This window comes from Ensifer sp. 38_S197 (genome assembly GCF_056924495.1).
Window position 1 is genome coordinate 3,642,940 of record NZ_JBXOVZ010000002.1, and the last position, 23,969, is coordinate 3,666,908.

A 23,969-nucleotide genomic window follows, 5' to 3' on the forward strand; every position below is an offset into this window, starting at 1 on the left:
CCAGAGTGCGTGGCTTTTGTCGTTATCGAGGGAATTCGACATGATTGTCAGAACGCTTCTGGCCGCGATCGTGGCTGGACTGATTGCCGGCGTCTTCATGACCGGCGCCCAGGAACTCCGGGTTACGCCGCTGATCCTGCATGCGGAACAATTCGAAGGCGAGGCTCCGGCGACCACCGAGCAGCCCGCCGGCCAGCCGGGGGCGGCGCAGCCGGCCGCAGAAGGGCACGATCAGCATTCGTCGCTGAAGGCGGTCTCGCCGCTCGGCGCAGTGCTCGATGCGCTGTCGCCGATCACGCCGGCCTATGCCCATGAGGGCGAACACGAGGAAGGCGGCATCATGTTCGGCCTCAGCCGCTTCTCGGGCACGCTGATGGCGAACCTCGTCACCGGCTCCGGCTTCGGCCTGCTGCTGGCCGGCGTCAGCCTGGTGATCGGCTATCCGATCACGCTGAGGAACGGTGCGCTCTGGGGCGCCTGCGGCTGGCTCGCGGTGCACATGTTGCCGGCGATCGGCCTGCCGCCGGAATTGCCGGGCTTCCCGGCCGCCGAGCTCGGCGATCGCCAGACGTGGTGGCTGGCAACCGTCGCCCTCTCAGCCATCGGCCTCTATCTCGTCGTCCTGCGCGAGGAGATCGTCGCAAAGGTCGTCGGCCTCGCGCTGATCGCCGCGCCGCATGTCTACGGCGCACCGCAACCGCTCGATATTTCCAGCAACGTCCCGGCCGTGCTCGGCGCCGAATTTGCCGTCGCCGCCCTCGCCACCACGCTTGCCTTCTGGATCGTGCTCGGCGTCGTTTCCGGCTTCATCAACGAGCGTTTCGCCAGGGCGAACTGATCCGGCCGATCCCATGCTCCATGGGAACCTGAACAAGCAGGCGGCGGGGTTCAGCCCCCGCCGTTTTGCATGAGATGGGCTGCCAGCCTTTCGCGACGATCGTCCGGCTCGAGCAGCACGCAGGTGTCGCAGAAGCTGCCACCTTCCGCTCGGAAATAGAGGCAGCAACCGCAGCGTATCCTGTACTGGCGCGACAGCCGCTCGCTGCTTGCCGGATCGATTGCCGAGATCTCCTCGTAGCAGAGTTCTTCCGAGAACAGCCGCGACCCGGGCCTTTTGACGATGGCCAGCGCCTCGGCCATGCAGCGCGCCTCGTCGCCGATCGCGCGCCCGATCTCCAGAAAGGCACCGGCAAGCGAATCTGCCGCCAGCCGCCACTGCGCTCCGGAGGAAAGCCCCGTCCGCCGTTTCAAGACTGCGACGACCGGCGCCAGATGGGCGGTGAAGCCGCGCTCGAAAGTGCTGCCGCCTTCGCTCGCCTGCGGCACCGCGGTCAGCCGACCAAGATGGAAATGATAGCGCTTGCCGGCAATCTCCCGCCCCTCGTGCAGCCGAGCCCAGTCCTCGAAGCGAATGCCGGCGATTTCTGCGTGAAGCCCCGCCCCGAGATAGAATGCGCCGAGAACCACACTCAGTTGCCGACTATAAAAGGCGATCAGATGCGCCGCGCGGATCCGGTCCGTCATGCCGATGGCGAAAACGTCCTGATAGGCAAGGCTCTGCTCCACCCCTGCCCCGCCCATGGCCCAGAAGGCGCCCGGCGTGCCGAAGGCGCTTTCGCCCACTTCGAGCGAAACCCCGGCGTCAGGAAACTGCGTGCGCAACCGCTCGACCGCCGCCAGCAGCTGCGGCGGATATTTCCCTGCAGTTTCTGCTGTCTGCCGGCGCTCGCCCATTCATGCCGTCTCCGTCGCCAGCCAACCGCCCTCAAATCCCGCGCGTTCGAGACCGCGCCGGATCGCCGGCAGGCTGCGTGTCAGCTTCCAGACAAAGCCGCTCCGCCAATTCTCGATCATCATCACGACGAGCCCCTGGTCAAGGCCGACGACGCGCTCGTCGATCCAGCCTTCCGGTCCATCGCCGGGAAGGCTCGGATTGAAGCCGCCCGGCAGGCGCCCCTCTTTCAGAAGTCCGGGATAGCTGGCTGCGATATGGCTGAGTGCCGCGCGTGACGCGTCCGGATCGAACGGCAGGCAGGCGGGCGCTGCCCAGGGCACGAGCGTGCCGTCATCCAGTCCGAACGGCGCGCCCCGGTTGGCGTAGCCGAAAAGCCGCTGCCAGCGTCCGTCCGCAAGGCGCAGCCGGCCGCGCGGCGCGTGACAGGCACTGAGCCCCCAGAGCTGTTCGCCATAGCCGGCGAAGCGGCCCGAATTCCGGCGCGCATGGTCGCGCTGCAACGCAATGGCGCGCCGGGCGTTCGCGAAATAGTCCGTCCTCCTCTCCCGCATCGGCCGATCGCCGACTGCGCGAAGATCGAGCCAGGCCTGCGGGAACAGGTGGATGAACAGTGGCGCCGCATGAAGATGCGGCTCCCCATCAACCGGGATCCAGTCATAGCCCTCGGTGAAGGCGTCGTAGTGCTCGGGTCCGATGGCATGATCCGTCGCCCCAAGCGCCAACACATAGAGGAGCAGCGCTTCGCTATACCCCCGCCAGCGATGTTTCAGGAACCGGCCGGGCGGGCGCCAGCCCATCGTCAGCGTGTCACTCCGGTTCAGCGCCCAGTGCCAGTCGACGCGCGCATAGAGCCTTTCGGCAAGCCTGCGGATCTCGCCTTCAACCGCGTCCTCGCCGGAGAAATAGGCGCAAGCCGTCAGGCATCCGGCGATCAGCAGCGCCGTGTCGACGGTTGAGAGCTCGCTGCGCCAGGTGCGCTCGCCGGTCCGCATATCGAGGAAATGATAGTAGAAGCCGCGATGGCCGCTCGCCCGCTGGTCGCGGGACTGCGCGCTCTCGCTCAGGAAGCGCAGCGCGGTCAAGACCCGCCGGCTTGCCTCGCGGCGCGAGATCCAGCCGCGCTCGACGCCGATAGGATAGCAGGAAAGGCCAAAACCCGTCGCCGCGATGCTCGAGGGCGCGCCGGGAAGCGACGTGTCCGCGATCAGCCCGGTGGCCGGATCGGCATGGTCGAGAAAATACCCGAACGCCGCCCGCTGCAGGCTATCGATCTGAAATAGCTCGGCATTTTCCGTCGGCGTCAGCATTCCGCCTTTCCAGCCCCGTCCCCGGCGCGCAGGCATTTCGGGGCGAACCCCGGCAAATCACTCTTTGTTGAAGGCCAACTACACCCAAATGGTCGCCGAAAGCCAATCCTGTGTTACATTCTTCTCATCTGACCGCGCGCAATGACTGGTTGAAGCGATGTTGAGCGTGTTGGCGTTGATCCTCTCATTGAGCGGCGGCCCGAGCCCATCGACCGCCGCGCCGACGGATGTCGATGTCGAATTGATCCTGGCCGTCGACATGTCCGGCTCGATGGATCTGGATGAGGCGCGCATCCAGCGCGCCGGTTACGTCGAGGCGCTCCGGCACCGCGACTTCCTCGATGCCGTCGCAAGCGGGCAGCTGGGCAAGATCGCCATCGGCTATTTCGAATGGGCCGGGACGGTTAACGAATCCTCCGTCGTCGCCTGGCAAGTGATCTCCACCGCCGCCGATGCCGATGCCTTTGCCAAGCGGATCGAGGCGCGTCCGGTGGGCACCCGGCGCGGCACGTCGATCTCGAACGCAATCATCTACGGTACGGCGCTGATCGATTCGAACGCCTTCAACGGCATACGCCGGGTAATCGACATCTCCGGCGATGGCCCGAACAATATCGGCCCGCCGGTCATTCCCGCCCGCGAGACGGCGGTCGCCCGCGGCATCACCATCAACGGGCTTGCGATCCTCATCCGCCCCTCGGTCTCGACCGGCCCACTCGACCAGTATTATGCCGAATGCGTCATCGGTGGCCCCGGGTCTTTCGTGCTGCCGGTACACGAGCCGGAAGATTTTTCCATCGCCATCCGCCAGAAGCTCGTGCTCGAAGTGAGCGGCCTGCCGCCACCGCCAACCGTGCGGTATGTCGATGCCCTCCCGACGCCCGATTGCCTGATCGGCGAGAAACTCCGGCCCGGCTTCCTCGACCGCGTCTATCCCGAGCTCGACAAGTAACCCCTCGGCGCGCAACCCATGCGCGACAGATTGTCGTTTCCCTTCGCCCCGCCCGACGATAAGATGAACCATTGCTTCGCGGATCGATTCATGTCCTTGACCACTACGCCCCCACCGGCCGAGATGGCCACAGACACCGGCAGCCAGCATATCCGCGATACGTTGCGCGACGCGATCGTCGAACGGCGGCTTGCGCCTGGCACCAAGCTTTCGGAAAGCGATGTCGGCGAACTCTTCAATGTCAGCCGCACATTGGTGCGCGCAGCCCTTCAAGCGCTTTCCTATGAAGGCCTCGTCAATGTCGAGAAGAACCGTGGCGCCTTCGTCGCCCATCCCTCGATTGAAGAGGCACGCCAGATCTTCGCTACCCGCCGGCTGATCGAGCCCGGGATCGTGCGCGCCGCAGCGGCGAATATCGGCAAGACCGAGCTCGCCGAGCTCCGGCGCATGCTTGCTGCCGAACGGCAGCTAACCGAACAGCGCGGCCATTCGGCCAGGCGCGCCGAGATCAAGGCGTCGGGCGACTTTCACCTGGCGCTCGCCGACCTCAGCGGCAACGCCATTCTCCGCCGCTTCATGGACGAGCTCGTCGCCCGCTCGTCACTCGTCATCGCGCTCTACGGCCAGTCGACCGTTTCGAGCTGCGGCCATAGCGAGCACGACGAGATCGTCAACGCGCTGGAACGCGGCGACATCGACGCCGCCGCCAGACTGATGATCCATCATATCGACCACATCGAAGCCGACCTCGACCTTCGCACCCACAAATCGACCGACCTCAAGGCTGCACTCGAGCTTTAGAATCCGCTCCAGCGCTCCGGGAATCACAAAAGGGTTATGTGCCGAAAAAAGTCGGTGATCCCGCGGAACCATTCCCGCACGACAGCGTTGGCCTCGCGCTCGAAAAAGACTGAGAACGAGGAAAGCAAATGAGCGAGAAATTCTTCGCCACTCCCATCCCCCTCCGGTTATCCGCAAAACGGCAGACCGTCGTCAGAACGGTCTTCGAAGCCGTCGAGTTGCTGCGGCAATGGCCGGGGCGCCGCGGACGGGAGTATCGCGCGGCTCTCAGGCGCTGCCTGGACGCGCTGGACGGATTGACGAGTACCGAACGGGCCAGCCGCTGCTTTGCGGCCGCTGCCCGCGAATCGGGCCTGCTTTTGACCTGACGCGGAATTCCCCAAGGTCCCGTGGACCAGTCTCTCACGATGCGCCGAAGGACGATCGGCGCATCGCCCCACAGCGCCGCGCGTCTTGCCAGACGCGCAAAGGTCGCTGCAGCACTTTGATTTGCTGCATGTCTTTGTCCTTAAATCGAGATCGATTGAAGGAGTCATGCAGTAGGGCGCCACAGATCCCCAAGCCATCACGCCTTGACGAATGAAACCGTCAATCAGTCGGCGAGTTCGGCCGCTTCCTTCGTCTGACGGCCGGCAAGCGCCTTCAGCGCTTCCTTGTCGAGCCGCCAGTCCGGCGAGCCGTAGCCGAGCGGCCACTTGTAGGGCTCCCTGTCGTTGAAGAACACGACGGTGGTCAGCAGCGGAAAAGCCCGCCGATAGGTCCGCTGATCGAGGATTTCCTTGTACCAGGCGCGCTTGTAATCGGCCGAGCCCGAGACGCCGAGTTCGGCGATCATGATCGGTTTGCCGAAGCCGGCGACACGCTGATATTTTTCGTTCAGCGCCTCGCTGAAGCGGCGCTCGCGCCCCCAATAGTCGACGTCCATCTTCTGCAGGCCCCAGACGGGGATGCCGACGACATCGACGACATCGTCGCCCGGATAATAGCCGGCGAGATTGCGCTGGCCCTTCGGCGACCAGACGAACCGCGCCTTGGGCGCGAGCTCCCGGCATCTCGCCACGAAATAGCGGAATGCCGTCTTGTAGCCGTCCTTGTCGCGGCGGGCCCAGGGATAGCGGCCATCGGGATCCTCCATCTCGTGGCCCCAGCGCACATAGATCGGGCCTTCGAAGGCCGCGGCCCGGGCGCAGACGTCGCCAATCTCGCGATCGAAGCGGCCCTTGCCGATATCGGCAAAGAGCTTCTCACCGCCGGCACGCCAGTCGGCGGCGTGGGTATAGGGCTCGACCGAGAGCATCAGCGCCCGGCCATGCCGCGCGGCGATCGCGATCTTGCGCTTTAAGAGCGCCCGGTCCGGCTTCTGCCAGTAGACGAAGACATGTTCGAGCTCCAGCGCGTCGCTGTCGGCAACGGCGTCATGCGGGTCGTAGACGCCGATGGCAACCGCCCGCTCGGTCGCGGCCTTCGCCTGCGGCTCGATCGCCGCCGTCGTCAGCCTTCGGTCGATGCCGTCCGCCGGATCATCCGCGCGCGCCGCTGGTGTTCCGGTGACGGCGAGAAGCGCCAGGGTTCCCGCGGCAAGGGCTGATCTCAAAACTTTGGCAGACAACGAACATTCTCCGGCGGATCGTCCGCAGACGCCGCAAATGAAACCGGACACGTCACGCATGCGGCGGTCGGAAGGTCGCCGCCAAGGAGGGAACCGGCCGATCGCCAGGCGATCCCCCGGCGGCCTCACAGCCCTGGAATTGCGCAAACTCGCAAGGAGACAGTCCCGTTAGAGCGAAGCTCTCAGGAAGCAGTGCGACGTACGGCCGAAGCCGCTCGGCGAGCAGATATAGGGAGCGCGGCCGAGATAGGCGGCCGTGCTCTTCCGCACGGGCTGCGGCGCAACCACATCCTCATCGGCCTCGGCGACCCGCAACTGCTTCTCCTCCTTGCGGAGCTTCACCGAAGGGCTGGCATAGGCGCTGGAATGGCTCGAGGTGAACAGCGGCGTTTCACCGATCACCGTCGACGAGCAGCCGGCGGAAAGCAGCAGAAGGCCAAGAATGGAAGCGGTCGGTACGAGATACTTGAAACCCGAAATGGTGGTGCGGCGCGCGCCGGCACATGCGGTGTTATCTCGCATAAGCATCCTTTCGAATTAGCGGCCACGACCGCCCGGTGCCTCCTTTGGGCTATATGGCGGCAATGTTCAACCCCTCCTCCATTATAAATTGCTTAAATTAACACTTTCTTTCTTAGTAACTTCTTCCGGAGGTTGCAGCCAAGGGCACTCGCCCAAGTGCCAATGCGGCTGGCCATTGGCCGCGCACCGCGCACCGCGCGTCGGCACGAGGATCGGCAAGACAAAACAGGAAAACCAAACGCTTGCCCGATAGCAGGCACGAAGGCGAACCCGCCCGCCATCAGTCACCCCGCCCACTCCGCCGGCTACCACGCCCGGTGGTGGATGCGGAGCGGCATCGCCGAACGGTTCATACGGAAAAATTTCGAGCGAAAGCGGAAAATCGACGGCAAAGCCGCCCCATCCACCGCGCCGACCGCTCAAGCGGCACGGTATCGGAACGCTAGTACCGCCCCATTCCTCATTTTTAGCCACCGCGCATTTACAGTTCGTTGACCTCTGGCAGCCACCTTGGTGCCAGGCGCAACATGTTTGAGCGTATGCGCCCACTCCAAAACTGCCCGCGTCCTGCGGGCATCTTTTTGGTCAGAGCCAAGCGGTCAGGCAAAGACCGGACCAGGCTGACACGCCTCGCAATCGTAAGGCACTATTTGCTCGGCCAACCGGGCGCCCACCGCTCACGCGACGCATTCAACATCATTGAGTTTCCAACGCCCAGATTGTGAAATGGAGGCGGTCGACGATGTGGTGACGGACAAAAATGGTGGGCCCGGAGGGACTCGAACCCCCAACCAAGCGGTTATGAGCCGCCGGCTCTAACCATTGAGCTACAGGCCCACTCTGGATCTGCAGGTTTCCTCAGATCGTAACGATCCAAGGGTAAGACATGCAGCAACTCTAAGTGCTGCAGCGACCGCTCCCGTCTCAGATAAAACGTGTGGCGCTGCAGCGATCCAGCTTCGCGAACCAATGGCAGTTCGCGGATGGCAAAGGCTCTAGCGGAAAACCTTTTTGCGGACAAGCCATTGCCGCAATGCTCACACAATCGCTAAGCATGAAGGCGCAGGGACGGAACAACCGGAGAGACATAGACCATGATTTCCACACGCACTGCCCGCACGCTTTCGATCGCCGCCTTCGCCGCCGCTTTTGCCGGCGTGGCCGCCGCTCAGGCTGAGGAGTCGGACAAGGACAAGGCAACCATCGTCGTTGCCGGCGAAGGCCGCGCGACGGCCGCGCCCGACATGGCGGTCCTGCAACTCAGCGTCGTCAAGGACGCCAAGACCGCCCGCGAAGCGCTCGACGCCAACAACAAGACCATGGCCGAGGTGCTGAAGGCGTTGAGGGCCGACGGCATTGCCGATCGCGACCTACAGACGAGCGGCTTTTCGGTGAACCCGCAATACAACTACCCGACCAACAATGACGGCGGCAATCGCCCGCCGGAGCTGATCGGCTACCAGGTGATAAACGGCGTCAGCGTGCGCGTGCGCGATCTCACCAAGCTCGGCGAAATCGTCGACAAGTCGGTGACGCTCGGCGTCAACCAGGGCGGCGGCATCCAGTTCACCAACGACAAGCCGGAACCCATCATCACGGAGGCGCGCAAGGCCGCCGTTGCCGATGCCATCGTCAAGGCGAAGGTTCTCGCCGAAGCCGCCGGCGTTTCGCTCGGCAAGGTCGTCGACATCAGCGAACAGGGTTACCGTCCCGAGCCGGTCCCGATGATGCGCGCCGGCATGGCCAAGGAATATGCCGCCGACGCCGTGCCGGTTGCAACCGGCGAGAACAGCTACAACGTGATGGTCAACGTGACCTTCGAAATCAAGCAGTAAGACTTGTAAGCCTGCCGCGACCCGTGCGGGCTCTCACCCTTCTCGCCCCTGGCGCCGGAGATCGGCGCCGGGGGCGATGGTTTTGGGCGGCAGGCTTCCTGCATGTCTCCTTGAATCGACCTCGATTTAAGGACGAAGACATGTAGCAGATCAATGTGCTACAGCGACCTTTGCGTGTCTGATAAGACGCGCGGCGCCGTAGGTGTCGGTCCACAAACCCTGGTGGAAGCTGCGAAGCCGGCGGCTGCCACGGCTGCGGCGGCCCGATGCTCTTCCATCGCCGAGACCGCTCGCCAGGGCATCGACCGATCTCCTCAGATCAAATCTAGCTTATGGTATGTCCGCTATTTCCCCGAACACCTGTCAGGCGTCCCCCCGGACCGACCACGTGAGGCCAGGATCCAGATTCCGGCCGCTGTCGACACAGGTTCTGAGGTCGAACCCAGGGATGCCCGTGAGCAGAAGCCTTCCCCGAGACAAACGGCGCCGGGGACCGTCTCGGAGTGCACGTTGCGGGCACGATCCGATTCCTCACAAACGAAAAAGCCCCCCATGCCGAAGCATGAGGGGCCATTCTTCCGCCGGCCGGGGGAGACAAGGCGGGAAGATCTCAGGATCGGAGCTTACCAGCGGCCGATCGTCGGGCAGCCGCGGGCATTGGCGAAGACGATCGTCTGGCGGTAGCCGTGGCGGCGCCCCTCGACGACGACACGGCGCGGCGTAACGTCGGCGACATAGGCGCGACGCAGGCCGTGGTCGCGTGCCTTGTCGACGGCGATCCACGGCGCGCAGCGGCCGCGGCGACCACGATCCCAGTGGCGGTCGCGGCCACGGTTCCAATCACGCTCGTCGCCATAGCCGCCGTTATAGTCGCGGTACTGCACGTCGATGCCGTCAGCCGGGCCGAAGCCGAATTCGATCGAGTCCGCCGAGGCGGTGGAGGCTGCGCCAAGCAGGCCGGTCAATCCGATGACGGCGGCGGCAGCAGCGTTAAAAAAGCGGTTCTTCATGACATCTCTCCGGGCTTGAAGGGTTCAATGGGCAATCACCGTCCCAAGCGATTGAGCAGAGGATAGGTGGTCCAAGCTGAACGACAGCGGAACCTGGTGTTCATGGAAGGTTCAGATAGCCGGCGCGTGATTCCCGACGCTCCAGCCGGCGAGATTCGGCGCCGCGGCGGGTTGGACCGAGCAAAGCGGGATCGCTGTAACACTTTGATAAAACTGAATTTCTAAAGTCGGAGGCACCGACACGCCGTATTGGACACTGCCGGACATTCGTCTCGCCGACGCTTCCCCTGTTTGACAGATCGAGCGCGGCCGTCGCCGGCCGCGCCCGAAAACCACCCGGGATTTGCTGGCCCCAAGCGCGCGATCAGCCGATCCGCGGACAGCCATAGGCGTTGGCGAAAACGACCCGGCTCAGGAAACCGCGGCGCCAGCCGACGACGACGACGCGCGAATGCGTGACGCGCTCGACGCGGGCGCGGTGAAAGCCGAGACGCCAGGCCTTGCGCAACGCCTCGCGTGACGAACAGTAGCCGCGGTGGCGGACGAGATCGACATCCGTACGGTCGACCATCGGCACCGGCATCGGGGCCGCAGCCTCCGCCGGCAGGGTCACGAAACTCGTCACGGCGAGCGCAACGCCCAGAACCGAATTGCGAAGCATGGCTTTCATGCATCATCTCCCGATCAACGCGAAACAAGAACCCGGCTGCAACCGGCATACGATAGGCGGGTCGCAGGGCGCTGTCATCGCCGGCCCCTGTCCTCCCGCTTATCCGCCGGAAGGTCAGCCGGCGAGCAGGCGCTCGAAGACGCGGATGTTGCGATAGTGGCTGAGGCGGGTAATGACGCCGTCCTCGATCTCGAAGACGAGCACGCTCGGAATGGAATAGCCCTGGCCTGATGCGGCCGGGAAGCCCTCCATCGTCTCGCGGTAGGTGCCACGCGCCGTCAGGTCCGCCGCCACGCGCTGGCCGAAGGCGTCGCGCATCAGCACGACATCGCCGAACTGCTCGTCGAAACGGCGCAGATAGTTCATCAGCCAGGCGCGCAAGGGCCCGGCGCCGACGGTGCGCTGGCCGGTCATCGAATCAAGCTCGACATCCTCATGGACGAGCCGCGCCAGCGCCTCGAAATCACGCTGGTTCAGCGCTTCGATGAAGCGATTGGCAATGGTCTGTGCATCCGTCATTGCTGCTCCTCTCCGGCGCCGCGCGGGAGCCCCGCTGATCTCAAAGCTCTAACTAGAACGGATCCCGCTGCGGTCAATTGCGCCGTGTTGCATCGATCGGACGGCGGTCAGGCGCCAAGGTGCAGCACGACCTCGCGGCGGTGCGGCCGGTCGCGATGTTCGAAGAGATAGATCCCCTGCCAGGTGCCGAGCGCCATGCGGCCACGGGCAACGGGAATGCCGAGCGAAACCGACGTCAGCGCCGCCTTGATATGCGCCGGCATGTCATCCGGCCCCTCCTGTGTGTGCACGACCCAGCTCATCGAGGGATCGGAGGACGGCGGCACCAGGCGGCGGAAGAAGGTGTCGAGGTCGCGCCTCACATCCGGGTCGGCGTTTTCCTGGATGAGAAGCGAGCAGGACGTGTGCCGGACGAAAACGGTCAAAAGCCCCTCGCCGTCCGTGTTGGCCCGCACGAAGGCGGCCGCCTCGTCGGTGAATTCGTAGAGCCCCTGGCCGCGCGTGGAAATGGTGATGCTCGTCTGCGGCATATCGATCTCCGGCCGAAAGCGGCACCCGCCGCTACGGCGGCGCGTGTCTATCAGACGCGCAAAGGCCGCTGTAGCACTTTGAAGTGCTGCATGTTTTTGTCCCTTTAATCAGCAAGGCCCATGCAGTAGGCAGGTGCAACACGTTGATTTGCCCAACGCTTCTATCCCCGGACCGTTCCCGGTCCAAGGCAGTCCGTCGCAAGAAAAGCGCCGTGCGCCGGCTACATCTCGAGAAAGGTCTGGAAGCCGCCGTAAATCATGCGCTTGCCGTCGAAGACTTCCTTCCAGGCATCGCCCTGCAGCCGCGGGTCGGCCATCACCTTGGCGACGATCGTGTCGCGGTCGGCGCGGGACTTGTAGGCGATCCACGAGAAGACCACGGTCTCGTCGTCCTTGGCCTGCACCGCGCGGGGGAAGGACGTCACCTCGCCATAGGGCACGTCGTCTGCCAGGCATTCGTTGTAGGAGAGCGCGCCATATTCCATCCAGACGTCGCCCGCCGCCTTGGCCATCGCCTTGTACGCCTCGATATTCGCCTTCGGCACGGCAACAACAAAACCATCGACATAGGTCATTGAGAAATCCTCCTTGGTTCTTTCGACCAGCATAGGACGTTTGGGGCGCAAAGGTTCCGACACCCCCTTGGATTTTTTTCAGGCAGCGCCTGTCGGAACGGGCGTCGCCCGTTCGTCCTCGTTGGTATCAATCACCACGGGAGACAAATCCATGCAGAAGATCACGCCCTTTCTCTGGTTCGACGACCAACTGGAGGAAGCCATCGGCTTCTACACCTCCATCTTTCGCGACGCCCGCGTCACCGACATCAACAAGGGCCCCGATGGCAAGGCCTTCACCGCGAGCTTCGAACTCGAGGGCCAGCATTTCATGGGCTTGAACGGCGGCCCGCATTTCAAGTTCAGCGAGGCGGTATCGTTTTTCGTGCGCTGCGCCGACCAGACGGAGGTCGACTATTGTTGGAACCGATTGCTCGAAGGCGGCACGCCGCAACGTTGCGGCTGGCTCAAGGACAAGTTCGGCCTTGCCTGGCAGATCATTCCCGACGCGCTGATGCGGCACCTCAGCGATCCCGATCCGGCACGCGCTGCCCGCGCCCAGCAGGCGATGATGGGCATGGTCAAGATCGATGTCGCCGAGCTCGAGCGGGCAGCGGCGGGTTAGCGCCATTCCCACCCGCGCGGTGCAACAGGTGCTCGGTCCGTGGAGCTCGTCAGCTGCCGCAGCCGCGCAGTTGCTGGCTATAGACCGAGGCCATGCCGGCCGCCCGTTTCGCTCCGGTCTTGGCCGTCTCGCTCCAGTTGCCGCGGGCGTAGCCGGCGTGGCCGTGGTAATAGGCGATATAGAGCCGGTAGGCGTCGTTGAGCGCGATGCCGTTCTGCTGTGCGCTTTCGCGATGGTACCAGGCGATGAAGCGGATGGCGTCGCCGAAGTCCGAGCGTCGCGCCGCCCAGCGGCCGGTCTCGCTCTGGTAGCGCGCCCAGGTGCCATCAAGCGCCTGGGAGTAGCCGTAGGCGGTCGAAACACGGGTCCAGGGAATGAAGCCGAAAAGCTTGGTGCGCGGCGGCCGCGCATTATGGCGGAAGCCGGACTCGGTATAGATCGTCGCCATCAGGATCGGCACGGGCACGCCATATTCGCGCTCGGCGCTGTAGGCGGCACGGCGCCAATTGTTGAATAGGCCATCTCGCTGCTCGAAAACCGCGCAGGCATTCCGGGTGTCTCTCGGCACCGTTCCGCAGCCGGCCAGCAACAGGAGGACGACGACAAAAACACAACGCATCGTAGAACCTCGGGTTTCCGAGAGATTGATAAAGTGTAAACGTTAAGGATCTCTTTTGATTCAAAGACAAACGATCGGGAGAACGGCATGACGATGTCACAAGTGCTGCTGCCGATGCTGTTTGCCGTGAGCCTTGGCGGTGCGGTAAATGCCGCCGACATCGGTCGGCTTTATCTAAGCGATGCCATTGTCACCGGCACCGGCGAGGTCAACCGGCAGATCGGCTTTCGCGCGTGCCTGAGTGAAGTTTTGGTCAAGCTGTCGGGTGATCCGACGATCCTCGACGCGCCCGGCTTCGCCGCGCTCGAGGCGGAAGCCGGCAGCTTCGTCTCGTCCTTTTCCTACCGCGACCGGCTCGAAGGCGTTCCGATCCATGACGAACAGGGCACTCACGACCGCCCGCATGATCTCACCTGCCGCTACGAGCCGGCGACGCTCGACCCGCTTCTTGCAAAGCTCGGCCGAAAGCCATGGCTTGAACCTCGCCCGGTGATCGCCGTGTTGCTGGCGGTTAAGGATCAGAGACGCCGTTTCGTTCTGGCGCGCGACGGCGACGAGAGCCCCTATATGGCCGACTCGCTCCGCGCGGCCGCGGCACCGCTGGCGCTTTCCGTCATCCTGCCGGACAGGGCGGCCGTCGCCGGTGGAGCGCTGGACTTTGCATCGATATCGCAAGCGAACCCGGAAAAATTCGCCAGGCTCGCGGTGCTCGGCAAGAGGGATGTGACGCTTGCCGGCACACTGGTCTGGTCCGATCAAGCCCGCGGCTGGATCGCCAACTGGCGGATGGCGTCGAACGGCAAAAGTCACGCGTGGCAGATCAGCGGCGTCAGCTTCGACGACGCTTTTCGCAACGCGCTAGGCGGTGCGGCCCGCATCCTCTCCGGAAACGGGTCGCCCTGAGCAGTTCCGCTGTCGCTGCCCTTCAGCTTATCCAAGCGAGGCAATCAGTTCGCGATAGGCCGCCTCGGGAAATGCCTTGAGCGTGGTCGAGCGCACATTGCCGGCCATGCCGAGCGTCAGCGCGAAGCGCGCGGCGACCGCGTCATCCGGCGCCTCCACGACGGCCACCATGTCGTAGTCACCCATGGTCAGGAAGAAATGCTTGAAGGAGCCGCCCATCTCACCGAGCACCTGTCTTGCCGCGTCGAGCCGCTTCGGAGACTCGCGCACATTCTTGATACCCTGCTCGGTCCAGTTGAGGAGCATGACATAAGTGGTCATCCTACACCTCCACGGGGCACGCTTCACGCCCGCGGTGCGATTGCTCCCGCGTCTTAGACGAGGCGCCCCAATTGCTCCGAAAGCGCGAATATACTCCTGGGCGCAGAGCCTCACAATAAATCACATGGGTTAGGCAGAAACGGGGTGAGGCAGAAACGAAAAAGCCGGACACATGGCCCGGCCTTTCTGATTTTCAATGTTGCCCGACTTTAGCGCGGAACAAGCGCAGCTTGCTTAGCTGTCGAGGAAGCTTCTGAGCTTCCTGGAGCGGCTCGGATGCTTGAGCTTCCGAAGCGCCTTCGCTTCGATCTGGCGGATACGTTCGCGGGTGACCGAGAACTGCTGGCCAACCTCTTCGAGCGTGTGGTCGGTGTTCATGCCGATGCCGAAGCGCATGCGCAGCACGCGCTCTTCGCGCGGCGTCAGCGAGGCGAGAACGCGGGTCGTCGTCTCGCGCAGGTTCGCCTGGATGGCAGCGTCGATCGGCAGCAGCGCGTTCTTGTCCTCGATGAAATCGCCGAGGTGCGAATCCTCTTCGTCACCAACAGGTGTTTCGAGCGAGATCGGCTCCTTGGCGATCTTCAGGACCTTGCGCACCTTTTCGAGCGGCATGGCGAGCTTTTCGGCCAGTTCTTCCGGCGTCGGCTCGCGGCCGATCTCGTGCAGCATCTGGCGCGAGGTACGGACGATCTTGTTGATCGTCTCGATCATGTGCACCGGAATACGGATCGTGCGGGCCTGGTCGGCGATCGACCGGGTGATCGCCTGACGGATCCACCAGGTGGCGTAGGTCGAGAACTTGTAGCCGCGGCGGTATTCGAACTTGTCGACCGCCTTCATCAGGCCGATATTGCCTTCCTGGATCAGATCGAGGAACTGCAGGCCGCGGTTGGTGTACTTCTTGGCGATGGAGATGACGAGGCGCAGGTTCGCTTCGACCATTTCCTTCTTGGCGATGCGCGCTTCGCGCTCGCCCTTCTGCACCATGGAGACGATGCGGCGGAACTCGGCAATCGAGATGCCGGTTTCGGTGGCGAGATTCTGGATCTCCTGGCGAATGTCGCGAATCGTCTGGTTTTCGCTCTTGGCGAATTCCTTCCAGCCCTTGCCGGCGAGGTTGCTGATCGACTTCATCCAGTTCGGGTCGAGTTCGGCGCCCGAATACTGCTCCAGGAACGAGTCGCGCTTGACGCCATAGGATTCGGCAAGCCGCAGCAGGCGGCCTTCGTTCTGCATCAGCCGCTTGGAGATGTCGTAGAGTTGCTCGACCAGGCTGTCGACGCGGTTCTGGTTGAGCGACAGCGACTTGACCGCCTTGATCAGCTCGTCCTTGAGCTCCTTGTAGCGGCGCTCCTGGGCGGGCGAAAGCGTGCCGGTGGCAGCAAGACGGGCTTCCACCTGCTGATCCTGCAGCTTGCGCAGCTTCTTGTAGGTCTCGGCGATGATGTCGAGCGTTTCCATGACCTGCGGGCGCAGTTCCGCTTCCATGGCGGCGAGCGAGAGGTTCGACTCGTCGTCGTCTTCCTCTTCCTCCTCGACCGGCATGGCATCGCCGCCGACATTGGTGATGTCGTCGTCGTTGGCGGCCGTGCGCACCTTGCGGGTCTTTTCCTTTTCCTCGGCAGCCTTGCGGTCGGCCTCGATCTTTTCCGGGCTCTGGAACTGCGGTGCAGCCTTGGCCTCGGGACCGGAATAGGTGGTTTCGAGATCGATGATCTCGCGCAGCAGCGTCTGGCCTTCGTTCAGTTCGTCGCGCCAGATGATCAGCGCCTGGAAGGTCAGCGGGCTCTCGCAGAGACCGGCGATCATCGTTTCGCGGCCAGCCTCGATGCGCTTGGCAATCGCGATTTCGCCTTCGCGGGACAGGAGTTCGACCGAGCCCATTTCGCGCAGGTACATGCGGACCGGATCGTCGGTACGATCGGTCGGTTCCTTCTTCTTGCTGGTCGCGAGCGCCGTGCCGCCGGAAGGCGCGAGTTCGCCGCCTTCGCTGTCGCCGTCGTCATCGCCGGCCTCGTCGTCACCGCCACCGGCCGCCTCTTCGGCTTCCTCGTCCTCGATCACGTTGATGCCCATGTCGGACAGCATCGCCATCGTGTCTTCGATCTGTTCGGAGGTGACTTCCTCGGACGGAAGGACGGAGTTCAACTCGTCCATCGTCACGTAGCCGCGCTTCTTGGCGGCCTTGATCATCTTCTTGACAGCGTCGTCGGAAAGATCGAGAAGCGGACCGTCCGGAGCACCTTCGCGTTCTACGTCAGCTTCTTCGTTTTCTTTGACTTTGGTTGCCATTTAGTTCGTCGCTTTCCTTGTCGCAACCGGCGTTAAGTCCGGTGCCAATGCCGCTCGAAGGTTCGGGCACGCCGCGTACCCGCCACCGAATCATTTCCCCTGACGTAACGGGATGATGTTTAATTCCTGTTTAACCACGAGTGCGATCGTGGCAAGCGGGCAAGCTCCGACAGTCCTGCCACTGAAACGCCTCTGGCATGATTCCCTAACCGCCGTGTCACTTCGCCATTTCTTATTCGGAAATGGTGATTCCCATAATTTTCGATCCCGTCAAGCATTTCCGCTGAAAAACCGGCTGATTCGGCAAAAATCGCCGTTCCTATCGCTTTTTGGGGTTTATCAGCTTCCGCTGAAGATGTAGGCGCTGCCCGCCAAAAGACAAGGGTACCGGGAATTTAATCGGCAAGGTCCCGTTGTGCCATATCCGCACCCGCAACCAGGGCTTCATCTTCCCTCTGCCACCCAACCGAGCGGCCGCCGCATTTGACGACCTTGGCCGCCTCCAGATCGAATTCCGGCAGGCAGCGCCTCCAGGCAAGCGAGGGGCGGGGTGGCGACGCGCACGCAAAACAATTTCCCGAACGACCCTCTTCTGCCGAAAGTTCGCAAGTTTATTCCGAATTCTTGCTTGCGCCCGACCCGATCGCAGACGACCTTCGCCGCCGATTTATGGAGGCTCAGATGCTCATCAAGGAAACCGACGCCATGCGCGTGCTATCGATCGCGCGGCGCCTCACCATTCCCGACGTCAAAAGCGAAAGCGCCGCACTGGCGCCTATCATCGAAGCGGAGATTGAGCGCACCGGAATGACGCCCGCCGGGCCCTGGATCTTCATCGCGCAGAACCTGCCGAAAAACGCCAAGAGCCGGTTCGACTGGCGCATCTGCCGCCCGGTCACGGGCGGCGACGACTATCGCGGCAAGCTCGAGCTGATCGATCTCGAGTCGATCATGGTCGCGTCCGCCCTGCATCAGGGGCCGATGCGCAGCCTTTTCACCCAGGGCTACGCGCCGCTCGTCGAGGAGATCGAGATGAGCAGGCACAATTTCTCCGGCGAGAGCCGCGAGATCTATCATCGCTGGGCGGGCCAAGGCGCCCGCTACCACGAGATCGAGATCCAGTTCGGCCTCGCCAACTGAGCCGCCGCGCATCACGTGCACGACGGCCCATAAGGCTCACCAGTCCATGACGACCTTGCCGGAGTTGCCGGAGCGCATGGCCTCGAAACCGTCGCGGAATTCGTCGATCGTGATGCGGTGGGTGATGACCGGAGACGGGTCGAGGCCGCCTTGCACGAAGGCGATCATCTTGTACCAGGTCTCGAACATCTCGCGGCCGTAGATGCCCTTGAGGTTCAGCATCTTGAAGATCACCTTGTTCCAGTCGATCTCGAAGCCGGCCGGCGCGATGCCGAGGATGGCGATCTTGCCGCCATTGTTCATCTTGTCGATCATGTCGCGGAAGGCCGGGGCCGCCCCGGACATCTCCAGCCCGACGTCGAACCCCTCGGTCATGCCGATCGCCTTCATCACGTCGGCAAGGTTTTCCTTCGAGGCGTCGACGACATGGTCGATGCCGACGCTTTTCGCGAGCGCCAGCCGCGTCGGGTTGATGTCGGTGATGACCACCTTGCGGGCGCCGGAGCGCTTGGCGACCAGCGCTCCCATGATGCCGATCGGCCCGGCGCCGGTGACGAGCACGTCCTCGCCGACGAGATCGAAGGACAGCGCCGTGTGCACTGCATTGCCGAACGGATCGAAGATCGCGGCGATCTCATCGGGCACGTCGTCCGGGATCGGCACGACGTTGTATTCCGGCAGGCAGACGAACTCGCCGAACGAGCCCGGCCGGTTGACGCCGACGCCAAGCGTGTTGCGGCACAGATGCCCGCGGCCGGCGCGGCAGTTGCGGCACTTGCCGCAGACGATATGCCCCTCGCCCGACACCCGTTCGCCGACATGGTACTTGGTGACGGCCGAGCCGACCGCGGCGATCTCGCCCATGAACTCATGGCCGACCACCATCGGCACCGGTATCGTCTTCTGCGCCCACTGGTCCCAGTTCCAGATGTGCACGTCGGTGCCGCAGATCGCCGATTTCTTGACCTTGATCAAGACGTCGTTCGGGCCGATCTCCGGCACCGGCACGCGCTCCATCCACAGCCCCTCTTCCGGCTTCGACTTGACCAGCGCCTTCATCATCTTCGTCATCGGTCCCTCCTTCAGATCACCCCGAGCGCACGGCCGACCTCTTCGAAGGCGGCGATTGCCCGGCGCACGTCGTTGTCGCTGTGCGCCGCCGACATCTGCGTGCGGATGCGCGCCTGCCCCTTCGGCACCACCGGGAAGGAGAAGCCGATGACATAGACGCCCTTCTGCAGCATGCGGGCCGCCATCTCCTGGGCGAGCGCCGCATCGCCGAGCATGACCGGGATGATCGGATGCCCCTCGCCGGCAAGCGTGAAGCCGAGCTTCGACATCTCGGTGCGGAACAGCGCCGCGTTGGCATAGAGCCGCGCGCGCAGTGCGTCGCCGTTTTCGATCAGGTCGAAGACCTTGAGCGAGGCCGCCGCGATCACCGGCGCCAGCGTGTTGGAGAACAGATAGGGGCGCGAACGCTGCCTGAGCCACTCGACCACTTCGGCCTTGGCCGCGGTATAGCCGCCGGAGGCGCCGCCGAGCGCCTTGCCGAGCGTGCCGGTGATGATGTCGATGCGGCCCTCGACGCCGCAATGCTCGGCCGAGCCGCGGCCATTCCTGCCGACGAAACCGACCGCGTGGCTGTCGTCGACCATGACCATGGCGCCGTATTTGTCGGCGAGGTCGCAGACCCCTTTGAGATTGGCGATGATGCCGTCCATCGAGAACACGCCGTCGGTGGCAATCAGCTTGAAACGGCTGCCGTCGGCCTTCTTCAGTTCCTCCTCGAGCGCCGCCATGTCGTTGTTGGCATAGCGGAAGCGCTTGGCCTTGGAGAGGCGCACGCCGTCGATGATCGAGGCATGGTTGAGCGCGTCGGAGATGATCGCGTCCTCTTCGCCAAGCAGCGTCTCGAACAGGCCGCCATTGGCATCGAAGCAGGAGGAATAGAGGATCGTGTCTTCCATGCCGAGGAAGGAGGAGATGCGTGCCTCGAGCTGCTTATGCTCCTCCTGGGTGCCGCAGATGAAGCGCACCGACGCCATGCCGTAGCCGTAGCGGTCGAGCGCCGTCTTGCCGGCCGCGGCGAGCGCCTCGTTGTCGGCCAGGCCGAGATAGTTGTTGGCGCAGAAGTTGAGCACGCGGTCGCCCGAGGCGACCGCGATCTCGCCCGCCTGCTTCGAGGTGATGACGCGCTCGGACTTGTAAAGCCCGGCCGTCTTCAGGCCCTCGAGTTCTAAACGAAGATGAGACAGAAAGGCTGAAGTCATGGCCGCTCTCGCTGTAAAAGAACATCGCGTGCCTGACGAGTACCATGACGGCTGGTGACTTGCAGCAAAATCCCACGCTCTTAGGGATCGAGCGCGAAAACGAAAGGGCATTTCACGACGGCATGGCGAGGCGGACATATTGTGTCGCAAGCATTGAAGCAAGCGACGCTTTCTTTCCGATGGCGACAGCCATGTCTGCTTCCCTCGCGCCGCCGACGCGGCGCTGCTGGATTCCTGTGACAAGCACAGGAATGAGGGCGGAGTTTGAGCCCTCCCTAGAGTTGCCAACTTTCGCTTGAACCGTTTGCGGAGATTGACAATCTTTGCGAGATGAAGGGTTACGTCTACATCCTTGCATCAAAGCGAAACGGCACGCTCTACATAGGCGTAACGCGGAATCTTCTGAGCCGGCTATACGAGCATCAAAACGAGCTTACGCCGGGGTTTACATCCAAATACGGTGTGAAAACCCTTGTCTGGTTTGAAGAGTTCGATCTGCTGACGACGGCAATCACGCGCGAAAAGACAATGAAAAAGTGGCCGCGCAAATGGAAAGTGAATCTGATCGAAGCGACCAATCCGGAATGGCTGGACATTTCGCACTATCTCCACGCGTTGTAAGTCTTCTCTCGATCTGCGGCGCAGACGGCGCGGCCCTCTTGTGAGTGGTCGCACGCGTTCGCTGATCCCCTCCTCCCTCATTCCTGTGCTTGTCACAGGAATCCAGCCGCGTCGCGTCGGCGGCGCGAGAGACCATTAAATACGAAACCGCAGTCGCTTCAACCGCTTGCGATCCGGAAGCCGCGCGACGGGACGATCGTGAACGCGACTGCCCTCACCCGTCGAGATAGCCGTCGATGACCGCGAGGAACGCTTCGCCGTAGCGTTCGCGCTTGCTTTCGCCGATGCCGGGGATGTCGAGCAGTTCGTCGAAATCCCGCGGGCGCTCCTTGGCGAGCGCGATGAGCGTCGCGTCGGGGAAGACGACATAGGGTGGGACGTTCAGGTCCTTGGCGATCGAGAAGCGCTCGGCGCGCAGCAGTTCGAACAGTTCGAGATCGGAGCCGGCGAGATCGGCGCGCTCGCGCTGCGAGCCCGACTTTGCGCCCCGCGCGGCCTTGCCGGAGGTCGGACGGTCCTTGCGGAAAAACACCTGACGCTCGCGCTTGAAGACGGCGCGCGCCTCCGGTTCCAGCTTCATCGCACCGAAGGCCGTGTGATCGACGCTGATCAGCCCGGTCGCCAGCAACTGCCGGAAGACCGATTGCCAGGTGCGGGCGGGAAGATCCTTGCCGGCGCCGAAGACCGGCATATCGACATGGCCGAAGCGCTCGGTCTTCTCGTTGACCGTCCCCATCAGCACATCGATCACATGGCCGGTGCCGAAGCGCTCGCCGGTGCGATAGACCGCCGCCAGCGCCTTGATCGCGGCTTCCGTTCCGTCCCAGGTCTCGACCGGCTTCAGGCAAGTGTCGCAATGGCCGCAGCGTCCGGGATGAGCTTCGCCGAAATGCGCGAGGATCGCCTGGCGGCGGCAGCCGGCCGTCTCGCAGATCGCGAGCAGCGCATTGAGCTTGCTGCGCTCGATGCGCTTGATCTCGTCTGCCGCCCCGCCCTCGTCGATCATCCGGCGGCGTTGCAATACATCGGCCATGCCATAGGCCATCCAGACCTCCGACGGCTGGCCGTCGCGGCCGGCGCGCCCGGTCTCCTGGTAATAGGCCTCCACCGATCCCGGCAGGTCGAGATGGGCGACATAGCGCACGTCGGGCTTGTCGATGCCCATGCCGAAGGCGACGGTCGCGACAAGGCAGAGGCTCTCCTCTTTCAGAAACGCGTCCTGGTGCTTGTCCCTGAGCGTCCGGTCCATGCCGGCATGATAGGGCAGCGCCCGGATACCCTGCGCGTTCAGCCACTCGGCCGTATCCTCGACCTTCGCCCGCGACAGGCAGTAGACGATGCCGGAGGAGCCCTTGAAGCGCGAAAGGAAGCGCAGCAATTGCTGGCGCGGCTGGTCGCGCTCGACGATTTCATAGGCGATGTTCGGCCGGTCGAAACTGGTGGTGAAGACCTTGGCGTTGGTCAGCGCCAGCCGTTCGACAATGTCGTCCCGCGTGTGCGGATCGGCAGTCGCCGTCAGGGCGATGCGCGGCACGCTAGGATAACGCTCCGCCAGCAACCCGAGCGCGCGGTATTCCGGGCGAAAATCATGGCCCCATTGCGAAACGCAATGGGCCTCGTCGATGGCGAACAGCGCGATACGGGCATCGCCGAGGAGATCGGCGAAGCCGTCGGTGACGATCCGCTCCGGCGTCACATAGAGAAGGTCGAGCGTGCCGTCATAGATCTGCCGCCGCACGGCGATCGCTTCCTCGCGGGTCAGCGATGAGTTGAGGGCCGCGGCATTGACGCCGAGCTGCCTCAGCGCCTCCACCTGATCGCGCATCAGCGCAATCAAAGGCGAGACGACGATGCCGAGCCCAGGACGGCAGAGCGCCGGGATCTGGAAGCAGAGCGATTTTCCGGCTCCGGTCGGAAAGAGAACGACGGCATCGCCGCCGCCGGTCACATGCTCGACCACTTCCTGCTGTTTGCCGCGAAAGGCGGAATAACCATAGACGCGCTTCAGCACATCGAGCGGCGCCGGGCCGGCGTCGTCGAAGAGATGGCTGGCAGCGCTTGCGGCGCGCTTCGCCCTTTCGACAAACTCCATCACGTCTCCTTCACGGGAATCACTGCCTGCAATCATCGCAAGATGCGACCGCAATGCCATAGCCGTCAGGGCAAATGAAGAGAACGCCGCAATAATCCCGCGCGATCAGCAAGCTTTCCAAGGTGGGGGATTGAGCCTTTTGCCAGCTTGACCTTGACAACGCACCAGTACTTTAGTGGCTCGCAAAAATCAGGAAGTCATCATGGCGAACATTTTAGCGGCGAGCGGCGGCGTCAAGCAGATCATCTGCATCAACTGGGGTACGAAGTACGGCGCTCCGTTCATCAACCGGCTTTATGCCATGGTGGCGCGCAACATCACCCCGCCCTTCACCTTCACCTGTTTCACCGACAGTTTCGAAGGGTTGCGCCCGGAAATTCTCTGCGAGGACCTGCCGCCGCTCAACATCGCGGACATGCCCACGAACACGCCGGGCATCTGGCAGAAGTCGCGGCTCTGGGGGCCGAAGCTCGGCAATCTCAAGGGCCAGGTTCTCTTTCTCGACCTCGACCTCGTCATTGTCGGATCGCTCGATTCCTTCTTCGAGCTCGGCGAACCCGATGACGTGATTCTCGCCAGAAACCAGACGACACCCTTCGAGCGCCTCGGGCAGACCTCGCTGTTCCGCTTCCCGGTGGGCAAACTCGTGCCCCTGCAGCAGAAATTTGGCGCCAATCCGCAGGCGATTGCCGACGAATACCGCTTCGAGCAGCGTTTCGTCACACGCAATGCGCCCGGGGGCGTGAAGCTTTTCCCTAGGCGCTGGGTCCTGCATTTTCGGCAGGACTGTCATTGGACCTTCCCGCTCAATTACTTCTTCGCGCCGCGCCTTCCGTCCGATGCGCGCGTGGTGCTTTTCCCGCGCAGCCTGCTGCCGCAACATGCGATCGATGGGCAATATGGCTATCGCGGCCGCGTCGACACGCCGCTTGGACATATTCGCCGCCTGTTCAACGGCGACCGCCGCGAGAAGAACCCGTTCCGCTACCTGCGCCACTATATCCGCCCTGCTCCCTGGGTAGCCGAACATTGGCGCGAATAG

At 63.3% G+C, this 23,969-nt stretch carries 25 protein-coding genes and 1 tRNA gene; 10 read left to right on the top strand and 16 right to left on the bottom strand.

From position 1 onward, the window contains the following. Positions 1–40: 40 nt before the first annotated feature. Entirely contained in the window at positions 41–838 is a 798-nt protein-coding gene (locus tag AC1Z3V_RS30695; RefSeq protein WP_483503766.1) for a CbtA family protein, read from the top strand. A 50-nt stretch (positions 839–888) separates the two neighbouring features. Here AC1Z3V_RS30695 and AC1Z3V_RS30700 read toward each other — a convergent pair whose 3' ends face one another. Beyond that, positions 889–1,734 (bottom strand): ferric iron reductase, encoded by an 846-nt coding sequence (locus AC1Z3V_RS30700; RefSeq protein ID WP_483503768.1) that lies wholly within the window; start codon positions 1,732–1,734, stop codon positions 889–891. Continuing rightward, positions 1,735–3,042 carry a glucoamylase family protein gene (locus tag AC1Z3V_RS30705; protein ID WP_483503770.1) on the bottom strand — a complete coding sequence of 436 codons (1,308 nt, stop codon included), beginning with the start codon at positions 3,040–3,042 and terminating at the stop codon, positions 1,735–1,737. Positions 3,043–3,199: 157 nt separating this feature from the next. On the opposite strand from AC1Z3V_RS30705, the gene AC1Z3V_RS30710 reads away from it, so the two are divergent. From AC1Z3V_RS30710 to AC1Z3V_RS30720, 3 genes are all read left to right on the top strand, one after another. Continuing rightward, a complete protein-coding gene (locus AC1Z3V_RS30710; RefSeq protein ID WP_429806358.1) occupies positions 3,200–3,994 on the top strand; it encodes a DUF1194 domain-containing protein in 795 nt (264 codons plus the stop codon). 90 nt (positions 3,995–4,084) lie between these two features. Then, a complete protein-coding gene (locus AC1Z3V_RS30715) occupies positions 4,085–4,795 on the top strand; it encodes a GntR family transcriptional regulator (RefSeq protein ID WP_483503772.1) in 711 nt (236 codons plus the stop codon). Positions 4,796–4,923: 128 nt separating this feature from the next. After that, entirely contained in the window at positions 4,924–5,163 is a 240-nt protein-coding gene (locus tag AC1Z3V_RS30720; RefSeq protein ID WP_173517321.1) for a DUF982 domain-containing protein, read from the top strand. Between the two features lie 224 nt (positions 5,164–5,387). On the opposite strand, the gene AC1Z3V_RS30725 is transcribed toward AC1Z3V_RS30720, so the two are convergent. The 3 genes from AC1Z3V_RS30725 to AC1Z3V_RS30735 all read right to left on the bottom strand — a co-directional run bounded on the left by AC1Z3V_RS30725 (position 5,388) and on the right by AC1Z3V_RS30735 (position 7,763). Continuing rightward, positions 5,388–6,404: a glycoside hydrolase family 26 protein gene (locus AC1Z3V_RS30725; protein WP_483503774.1), complete on the bottom strand. Its 1,017-nt coding sequence runs from the start codon at positions 6,402–6,404 to the stop codon at positions 5,388–5,390. 168 nt (positions 6,405–6,572) lie between these two features. Then, on the bottom strand, positions 6,573–6,926 hold the full coding sequence (locus tag AC1Z3V_RS30730) for a hypothetical protein (protein WP_483503776.1): 354 nt from the start codon (positions 6,924–6,926) through the stop codon (positions 6,573–6,575). 761 nt (positions 6,927–7,687) lie between these two features. After that, positions 7,688–7,763, bottom strand: a tRNA-Ile gene (locus AC1Z3V_RS30735). A gap of 257 nt (positions 7,764–8,020) precedes the next feature. Here AC1Z3V_RS30735 and AC1Z3V_RS30740 point away from each other — a divergent pair. After that, the gene (locus tag AC1Z3V_RS30740; protein WP_483503778.1) at positions 8,021–8,761 is read left to right on the top strand and encodes an SIMPL domain-containing protein; all 741 of its coding nucleotides are present in this window, start codon (positions 8,021–8,023) and stop codon (positions 8,759–8,761) included. A 623-nt stretch (positions 8,762–9,384) separates the two neighbouring features. On the opposite strand, the gene AC1Z3V_RS30745 is transcribed toward AC1Z3V_RS30740, so the two are convergent. The 5 genes from AC1Z3V_RS30745 to AC1Z3V_RS30765 all read right to left on the bottom strand — a co-directional run bounded on the left by AC1Z3V_RS30745 (position 9,385) and on the right by AC1Z3V_RS30765 (position 12,065). Then, on the bottom strand, positions 9,385–9,771 hold the full coding sequence (locus AC1Z3V_RS30745) for a hypothetical protein (RefSeq protein ID WP_429806344.1): 387 nt from the start codon (positions 9,769–9,771) through the stop codon (positions 9,385–9,387). A 364-nt stretch (positions 9,772–10,135) separates the two neighbouring features. After that, the gene (locus AC1Z3V_RS30750) at positions 10,136–10,441 is read right to left on the bottom strand and encodes a hypothetical protein (RefSeq protein WP_483503780.1); all 306 of its coding nucleotides are present in this window, start codon (positions 10,439–10,441) and stop codon (positions 10,136–10,138) included. Between the two features lie 114 nt (positions 10,442–10,555). Continuing rightward, positions 10,556–10,960 (bottom strand): ketosteroid isomerase-related protein, encoded by a 405-nt coding sequence (locus AC1Z3V_RS30755; protein WP_483503782.1) that lies wholly within the window; start codon positions 10,958–10,960, stop codon positions 10,556–10,558. A gap of 107 nt (positions 10,961–11,067) precedes the next feature. Then, positions 11,068–11,490 carry a secondary thiamine-phosphate synthase enzyme YjbQ gene (locus tag AC1Z3V_RS30760; RefSeq protein WP_483503783.1) on the bottom strand — a complete coding sequence of 141 codons (423 nt, stop codon included), beginning with the start codon at positions 11,488–11,490 and terminating at the stop codon, positions 11,068–11,070. 221 nt (positions 11,491–11,711) lie between these two features. Then, on the bottom strand, positions 11,712–12,065 hold the full coding sequence (locus tag AC1Z3V_RS30765; RefSeq protein ID WP_483503785.1) for a DUF1428 domain-containing protein: 354 nt from the start codon (positions 12,063–12,065) through the stop codon (positions 11,712–11,714). Positions 12,066–12,216: 151 nt separating this feature from the next. On the opposite strand from AC1Z3V_RS30765, the gene AC1Z3V_RS30770 reads away from it, so the two are divergent. Next, positions 12,217–12,669 (top strand): VOC family protein, encoded by a 453-nt coding sequence (locus AC1Z3V_RS30770; RefSeq protein WP_483503786.1) that lies wholly within the window; start codon positions 12,217–12,219, stop codon positions 12,667–12,669. Between the two features lie 49 nt (positions 12,670–12,718). Here the strand turns inward: AC1Z3V_RS30770 and AC1Z3V_RS30775 are convergent, their stop codons facing one another. Then, positions 12,719–13,288: a transglycosylase SLT domain-containing protein gene (locus AC1Z3V_RS30775; RefSeq protein WP_483503788.1), complete on the bottom strand. Its 570-nt coding sequence runs from the start codon at positions 13,286–13,288 to the stop codon at positions 12,719–12,721. Positions 13,289–13,375: 87 nt separating this feature from the next. On the opposite strand from AC1Z3V_RS30775, the gene AC1Z3V_RS30780 reads away from it, so the two are divergent. Further along, on the top strand, positions 13,376–14,191 hold the full coding sequence (locus AC1Z3V_RS30780) for a DUF2066 domain-containing protein (RefSeq protein ID WP_483503789.1): 816 nt from the start codon (positions 13,376–13,378) through the stop codon (positions 14,189–14,191). Positions 14,192–14,218: 27 nt separating this feature from the next. Here the strand turns inward: AC1Z3V_RS30780 and AC1Z3V_RS30785 are convergent, their stop codons facing one another. Continuing rightward, complete coding sequence (locus AC1Z3V_RS30785; RefSeq protein ID WP_429806328.1) at positions 14,219–14,512, bottom strand: GYD domain-containing protein; 294 nt, start codon at positions 14,510–14,512, stop codon at positions 14,219–14,221. A gap of 234 nt (positions 14,513–14,746) precedes the next feature. Beyond that, entirely contained in the window at positions 14,747–16,804 is a 2,058-nt protein-coding gene (gene rpoD / locus AC1Z3V_RS30790) for an RNA polymerase sigma factor RpoD (protein ID WP_429806327.1), read from the bottom strand. A 681-nt stretch (positions 16,805–17,485) separates the two neighbouring features. On the opposite strand from rpoD, the gene AC1Z3V_RS30795 reads away from it, so the two are divergent. Continuing rightward, a complete protein-coding gene (locus tag AC1Z3V_RS30795; RefSeq protein WP_483503792.1) occupies positions 17,486–17,944 on the top strand; it encodes a GyrI-like domain-containing protein in 459 nt (152 codons plus the stop codon). A gap of 36 nt (positions 17,945–17,980) precedes the next feature. On the opposite strand, the gene tdh is transcribed toward AC1Z3V_RS30795, so the two are convergent. Together tdh and AC1Z3V_RS30805 are read right to left on the bottom strand one after the other, a co-directional pair. Beyond that, positions 17,981–19,015, bottom strand: a complete 1,035-nt coding sequence (gene tdh, locus AC1Z3V_RS30800) for an L-threonine 3-dehydrogenase (RefSeq protein ID WP_483503794.1) — start codon at positions 19,013–19,015, stop codon at positions 17,981–17,983. Positions 19,016–19,026: 11 nt separating this feature from the next. Beyond that, on the bottom strand, positions 19,027–20,214 hold the full coding sequence (locus tag AC1Z3V_RS30805) for a glycine C-acetyltransferase (RefSeq protein ID WP_483503795.1): 1,188 nt from the start codon (positions 20,212–20,214) through the stop codon (positions 19,027–19,029). Positions 20,215–20,544: 330 nt separating this feature from the next. Between AC1Z3V_RS30805 and AC1Z3V_RS30810 the strand changes: the two genes are divergently transcribed. Next, positions 20,545–20,835 carry a GIY-YIG nuclease family protein gene (locus AC1Z3V_RS30810; RefSeq protein ID WP_483503797.1) on the top strand — a complete coding sequence of 97 codons (291 nt, stop codon included), beginning with the start codon at positions 20,545–20,547 and terminating at the stop codon, positions 20,833–20,835. A gap of 214 nt (positions 20,836–21,049) precedes the next feature. Here AC1Z3V_RS30810 and recQ read toward each other — a convergent pair whose 3' ends face one another. Continuing rightward, complete coding sequence (gene recQ, locus AC1Z3V_RS30815) at positions 21,050–22,927, bottom strand: DNA helicase RecQ (protein WP_483503799.1); 1,878 nt, start codon at positions 22,925–22,927, stop codon at positions 21,050–21,052. Between the two features lie 202 nt (positions 22,928–23,129). Between recQ and AC1Z3V_RS30820 the strand changes: the two genes are divergently transcribed. Beyond that, entirely contained in the window at positions 23,130–23,969 is an 840-nt protein-coding gene (locus AC1Z3V_RS30820) for a glycosyl transferase (RefSeq protein ID WP_483503801.1), read from the top strand.

Coding starts and splice junctions, on each gene's coding strand:
- AC1Z3V_RS30695 (WP_483503766.1), top strand. CDS start 41: ATGATTGTCAGAACGCTTCTGGCCGCGATCGTGGCTGGACTGATTGCC.
- AC1Z3V_RS30700 (WP_483503768.1), bottom strand. CDS start 1,734: ATGGGCGAGCGCCGGCAGACAGCAGAAACTGCAGGGAAATATCCGCCG.
- AC1Z3V_RS30705 (WP_483503770.1), bottom strand. CDS start 3,042: ATGCTGACGCCGACGGAAAATGCCGAGCTATTTCAGATCGATAGCCTG.
- AC1Z3V_RS30710 (WP_429806358.1), top strand. CDS start 3,200: ATGTTGAGCGTGTTGGCGTTGATCCTCTCATTGAGCGGCGGCCCGAGC.
- AC1Z3V_RS30715 (WP_483503772.1), top strand. CDS start 4,085: ATGTCCTTGACCACTACGCCCCCACCGGCCGAGATGGCCACAGACACC.
- AC1Z3V_RS30720 (WP_173517321.1), top strand. CDS start 4,924: ATGAGCGAGAAATTCTTCGCCACTCCCATCCCCCTCCGGTTATCCGCA.
- AC1Z3V_RS30730 (WP_483503776.1), bottom strand. CDS start 6,926: ATGCGAGATAACACCGCATGTGCCGGCGCGCGCCGCACCACCATTTCG.
- AC1Z3V_RS30740 (WP_483503778.1), top strand. CDS start 8,021: ATGATTTCCACACGCACTGCCCGCACGCTTTCGATCGCCGCCTTCGCC.
- AC1Z3V_RS30745 (WP_429806344.1), bottom strand. CDS start 9,771: ATGAAGAACCGCTTTTTTAACGCTGCTGCCGCCGCCGTCATCGGATTG.
- AC1Z3V_RS30750 (WP_483503780.1), bottom strand. CDS start 10,441: ATGAAAGCCATGCTTCGCAATTCGGTTCTGGGCGTTGCGCTCGCCGTG.
- AC1Z3V_RS30755 (WP_483503782.1), bottom strand. CDS start 10,960: ATGACGGATGCACAGACCATTGCCAATCGCTTCATCGAAGCGCTGAAC.
- AC1Z3V_RS30760 (WP_483503783.1), bottom strand. CDS start 11,490: ATGCCGCAGACGAGCATCACCATTTCCACGCGCGGCCAGGGGCTCTAC.
- AC1Z3V_RS30765 (WP_483503785.1), bottom strand. CDS start 12,065: ATGACCTATGTCGATGGTTTTGTTGTTGCCGTGCCGAAGGCGAATATC.
- AC1Z3V_RS30770 (WP_483503786.1), top strand. CDS start 12,217: ATGCAGAAGATCACGCCCTTTCTCTGGTTCGACGACCAACTGGAGGAA.
- AC1Z3V_RS30775 (WP_483503788.1), bottom strand. CDS start 13,288: ATGCGTTGTGTTTTTGTCGTCGTCCTCCTGTTGCTGGCCGGCTGCGGA.
- AC1Z3V_RS30780 (WP_483503789.1), top strand. CDS start 13,376: ATGACGATGTCACAAGTGCTGCTGCCGATGCTGTTTGCCGTGAGCCTT.
- AC1Z3V_RS30785 (WP_429806328.1), bottom strand. CDS start 14,512: ATGACCACTTATGTCATGCTCCTCAACTGGACCGAGCAGGGTATCAAG.
- rpoD (WP_429806327.1), bottom strand. CDS start 16,804: ATGGCAACCAAAGTCAAAGAAAACGAAGAAGCTGACGTAGAACGCGAA.
- AC1Z3V_RS30795 (WP_483503792.1), top strand. CDS start 17,486: ATGCTCATCAAGGAAACCGACGCCATGCGCGTGCTATCGATCGCGCGG.
- tdh (WP_483503794.1), bottom strand. CDS start 19,015: ATGACGAAGATGATGAAGGCGCTGGTCAAGTCGAAGCCGGAAGAGGGG.
- AC1Z3V_RS30805 (WP_483503795.1), bottom strand. CDS start 20,214: ATGACTTCAGCCTTTCTGTCTCATCTTCGTTTAGAACTCGAGGGCCTG.
- AC1Z3V_RS30810 (WP_483503797.1), top strand. CDS start 20,545: ATGAAGGGTTACGTCTACATCCTTGCATCAAAGCGAAACGGCACGCTC.
- recQ (WP_483503799.1), bottom strand. CDS start 22,927: ATGGAGTTTGTCGAAAGGGCGAAGCGCGCCGCAAGCGCTGCCAGCCAT.
- AC1Z3V_RS30820 (WP_483503801.1), top strand. CDS start 23,130: ATGGCGAACATTTTAGCGGCGAGCGGCGGCGTCAAGCAGATCATCTGC.